This window comes from Candidatus Desulfolinea nitratireducens (assembly GCF_982879505.1).
On sequence record NZ_CEYOSI010000150.1, the window covers coordinates 4,927 to 8,848 of the forward strand.

2 protein-coding genes are annotated in these 3,922 nt (G+C 41.6%); one reads left to right on the forward strand and one right to left on the reverse strand.

Annotated features, from left to right (window positions below; translation table 11 throughout):
- Nucleotides 1-102: 102 nt before the first annotated feature.
- A complete protein-coding gene (locus AC3DOM_RS12635; RefSeq protein WP_487919406.1) occupies nt 103-2,316 on the reverse strand; it encodes a spermidine synthase in 2,214 nt (737 codons plus the stop codon).
- Nucleotides 2,317-2,791: 475 nt separating this feature from the next.
- Here AC3DOM_RS12635 and AC3DOM_RS12640 point away from each other — a divergent pair.
- Nucleotides 2,792-3,922, forward strand: a 1,131-nt coding sequence (locus AC3DOM_RS12640) for an L-lactate MFS transporter (RefSeq protein ID WP_487919407.1), incomplete at its 3' end; no start/stop codon positions are given.

The window sequence follows — 3,922 nt, forward strand, 5'->3', positions numbered from 1 at the left end:
GCAAGAACCTTTTTCCGCGAGACTGAAAAGGCGCTTTTACTATATCCGAATTTTTCATAAAATTCCTCATGGCCATTTTTTATGGAATTTGAATCGCAATTTCTAAGGAGTCCCTTCAATGTTGAATTTGCGATATAGGTTCTTTAGGGTTGAGTACTCCAGAATCGGAAGATCATCGGTGTTGAGCTGATTTACTTCTCCAATCTGATCCTGGACAAATTCTTCGATCTCGGAAAAATGGTGTTTTTTTATAAATGCGGGGAGATCCATATTTTCCTCACCATCCAGTTCTTTGACTATACCCAACTCTTTTATTACCTCACTATCTTCAAGGTGGGTTAGATTAAGATCCTCAGCTATGTCGATCTGATGGTGCGAGGCAAGTATGATCATTACACCCCTATAATCAAATGCTTTTATATTTGGAAAAACGGATTTTATTGTTTCGATAATGACGCCAAAATCGTATCCCTTCATTTCATAAGCAGGCAGCCAAATTGTATAAATTCCTCCCTCTGCCAAACTATTATCTATGATCTCGAAAAATTCTTTGGTAAACAAAGGAGATGATGCCCAAATATGCGATGGCTCGGAAATGATCACATCGTATTTTTTGGGATTGGTATAAAGATAATTTCTGGCATCAGCGACGATCAGATTAACTCTTGGGTCAGATAATGGTCTCCCATTGTCTTGAATATATTGATCCGCTTCAATAATTACCTGGTCGATCTCAATATTGTCAATAGTTTTTACGGCAGAATATTTTGTGATCGTGTTTAAGGTATAACCACCACCATGACCAATACTGGCAACTTCATCCGGGGATGGATGGAATAAGAGAGGCAGGTTTGCCAGCATATTTTGAACAATATTATATGTTGACCCCTCTGTTCTGCCGTTTATTTTGAGTAACGTATTTCCTCTTGCTGAAACAACGCTAACAAATGAATACGGGCTTTGTTTTTCAAACAAAACTTCGTACTCTTCTTTTGTACGATAAAAATCGGAGGGATTGTCAAATTGGGTCCCATGGTAATAGGCACCAATATAAAGGTATTCGGGCTGATAATAAAACTCGTACAACACTAAAATAAGGAATAATAAATTAACAAAAACAGTCAGAAAGGTCTTCAATCTGGATTTTTCATAGAAAAAAATAAAAATAAAGGCTATTAGAATATAAATCAGGGCTGCCATAATTGCGGTATTCTGGAGGCCAAATAAATAGAAGAACACAAATCCTGACAAAAAGGAACCTAATATGGAACCGAAAGAATTAAATGAGTACAACCTGCCAATATCCGAACCTATCGTTTTCCCATTTGTGTATATTTCACTAATTACCGGAAGTGTCATGCCCATTAATAGTGTGGGGATAAGCAACATAAAAAATACTAAAAGGCCCAACAGAATGAGAAACTCATTGTAATTGTCCACATCGAAAAAGATAGACAGGTATATATTCTCGATATAAGGGAACATCAGCATAAGTAATAAACTTGAAAGCCCGATACCCATTTCAATCATAGAGAATAAAAAGATTTTATTCTTTACTGAACGAGTGAGATATTTTGCTGCAAAACTTCCGAGACCGAGACCAATCAGAAAAGAAGCAACAACAAGAGAAAATGAGATCATATTGTTACCGTAGATCATTTCAAAATAACGAATCCAAACATTTTCTAAGATTAAGGCTGCGAATCCTGAGAAGAAGAAAAGTGCGAGGACAAGCTTGCCTGATGTTTTCCGGGGCTCGTTTATTTCCTGACGATTTTCCTTCCGGTTTCCTTTTTTCTTTTTCCTGCTCTTCTGAGGAGATTGTTGTTGTGGCGCCAATAAATTGGCCCTCAACAAAGCTAATATGGAGATACCCAGGGTGATGTTCACTATTGAGGACCACAGCGAAGTATTCCAAAAACCCATCTTCCAAATCAATACCAGTCCAGTTGCTAATAACCCTATTGCTCCCCCGACAGTATCGGCCATATAGACCCAGCTGACGCTATCCCCGATATCATTGGATTCCTGATAATATAATTTCACAGCTACAGGAAATACGACACCAATTAAAAATGTGGGGACAATCAGAATCACTGCACTAATTAGAAAATGGACCAGGTTTACAAGAATTAAGTTTCCACCAAAGTATGTAAAGAGACTTAGATATGCGAATTTGATACCATCAATCAGGATCAGGGTCAGCAAACATCCTGCCCCTATAAGGATTTCAACAATACCGAGGAATTTATAAGGGTTTTTGGATTTTTCAATTAATTTTCCACCATAAAAACTACCCCATGCTAAACCAGCCAAAAATATACTGAGCACAGTGCTGACCGCAAGGGCATTCGCGCCGAAAACCAGGGACAGTTTTCTGGTCCAAATCAATTCATAAGCCAGTGAGGTGAAGCCCGTCAGGAACAGAGTAATCAATAGCAGAAACCGCTTACCCCGGGATTGTACAAGAATTTTTGTTGATTTGGATTTCCTCATTGTTAATTCCTCGTTACCATTATCCCAAGACACGCAAATATGAATAAATCAACTTTACTTATGAAATATTTATATGATTATACACAAAACCCCTCGATTCCATTGAAAGAATCGAGGGGTTTTTCAATTCTACCCCAAATCCTTCAATTTCTATTCGGTCTGGAAACCCTTCTCACTCCAGCCGCTTGTCTGTTCAAGTTGTCAGACAACTCCTTGACAGTTGTCTGACAACTTCGTATAATTTCGCCTTCAAAGTTGTCAGAAAAATTGTATCCAAGAGGAGTTTCAAAAGATTATGCAAAACACACACACTGTGAAAAATAAGGGTTGGATGGTCACCTTCGCAGGGACTGGCGCCCTGCTGGCTTTAGGCGTTCTTTACGCATGGAGCATCTTTAAAGCCAACATTCCCATCGAATGGGGTTGGACAGAAACACAACAATCTCTACCCTATGCTGTAGCCTGCGTAGTCTTTTCAGTCATGACCTTCGTCGGCGCCCGCTTGTTGCACCGTTTTGGCCCACGCGCAATTGTTAGCGCTGGTGGCGTGATGGCTGGTCTCGGCGTGATCATTTCCAGTTTCTCTAGTTCCCCTTGGATCTTCACCCTCGCTTTTGGCGTCCTCTTGGGCTCCGGAATCGGCTTTGTCTATGGCTCAGCTGGTCCTGCTGCACTCAAATGGTTCCCCACCTCTAAAACAGGATTAATTTCAGGAATCGTCGTTGCTGGTTTCGGGATGGGCAGTGCCTGGGTGGCCCCCCTGGCTCGCGCATTGATGGAATCGCTTGGTTTGCAAACAACCATGCTCTATCTCGGCATCGGTATGCTCGTTGTTGTTGTTAGCTTTGCTCAGTTCATCAAATTCCCGCCCAAAGATTTTGTCCTTGAAGAAGAGGACACAGTAGAAACAACTGCCAAAATCCCCTTGATTGACTTCACCGTGCGTGAAACCACCCGCACCTGGCAATTCTACGTCATCTGGGTCGCTTTTGCCTTTGGCAGTGGTGCTGGGCTGATGATCATCGGAAATCTTGCATCTATCGTCAAGGATCAGATCGGCCTCCCTGCGCTGACAGCTATCGCTGTTTCTGCCCTAGCGATCGGCAATGGTGGCGGCCGTGTTTTATACGGGATGCTCTCCGACAAAATTGGTCGCACGAATGTGCTTATCATTGCATTCCTTGCACAGGCAGTACTGATCAGTGCTTTATTCTTTATGGGTGCAAATAGTGTTCTCGCTAATCCCCCTGTTTTGCTCGTCTTCGTTGCTTTGATCGGTGCCAATTATGGTGCTAACCTGGCCGTATTCCCTGCATTGATGAAAGTTTTTTATGGACCCAAGAACCTTGCAACCAATTATGGTATCGCCTATACAGCCTGGGGTCTCGGTGGCTTCATGGTTTCCCAAGTTGCTAGCACGATCAAA